This window comes from Mesorhizobium sp. M5C.F.Ca.IN.020.32.2.1, assembly GCF_004023105.1.
Lineage (GTDB): Bacteria > Pseudomonadota > Alphaproteobacteria > Rhizobiales > Rhizobiaceae > Mesorhizobium > Mesorhizobium wenxiniae.
Window position 1 is genome coordinate 1 of record NZ_RZSX01001437.1, and the last position, 841, is coordinate 841.

General features: G+C 65.5%; 1 protein-coding gene. It reads left to right on the forward strand.

Annotation, left to right across the window (positions count from 1 at the left end; genetic code table 11):
- On the forward strand, nucleotides 1-840 hold an 840-nt coding region (locus EOA86_RS36595), incomplete at its 5' end, for a glycosyltransferase N-terminal domain-containing protein (protein ID WP_281035746.1).
- Nucleotide 841: the final 1 nt, after the last annotated feature.

Sequence of the window (841 nt, forward strand, 5' to 3'; positions counted from 1 at the left end):
CTGTCGGACCGTTCGTTCAAATCCTGGAAGAAACGCGCCAACATCGCCGAGGCGCTGTTCGAGAATCTCGCCCATGTTGTTGCCCAGTCGGATGTCGACGGCGAGCGCTTCCTCTCGCTCGGCGCCCGGCCGGTCACCGTATCCGGCAATCTCAAGGTCGACACCACGCCGCCGCCGGCCGATGACAGGACGCTGTACACGCTGAAGCGCCAGATCGGCGCCCGACCGACCTGGGCGGCCATCTCGACCCATGACGGCGAAGAGGTGGTCGCTGCCGAGGTTCACGCGATGCTGCACAAGCGTCACCACGGTCTTTTGACGATCGTCGTGCCGCGCCATCCCGATCGCGCCGAAGCGCTTGCCACGCAGATTTCCGGCATGGGCCTGAAAGTCGCTCGGCGCAGCAAGGGCGACCGGATCATCGCCGATACGGACATTCTGCTCGGCGACACGATGGGCGAGATGGGGCTTTATCTCCGGCTGACAGAGATCGCCTTCGTTGGTCGTTCGCTCACCTCGGAGGGCGGCCAGAACCCGCTGGAGCCGGCCATGCTCGACACGGCGGTGCTGGCCGGCCGCAATGTCCAGAATTTTCGCGAAACCTATCAGCGCCTGCTCGACAGCGGCGGCGCCAAGCTGGTGCGCGACCGCGACATGCTGGCCGGCGCCGTCAATTTCCTGTTGAGCAACGAGGTGGCTCGCCATGAGATGATGGCGGCCGGCGCGGCGACCGTCGACGAGATGCGCGGCGCGCTGGCGCTCACGTTGAAGTCGCTCGAACCCTACATCCAGCCGTTGGCGCCCTTGAGGCGCGACTTGACGACCAACGGCTGGATGTAGG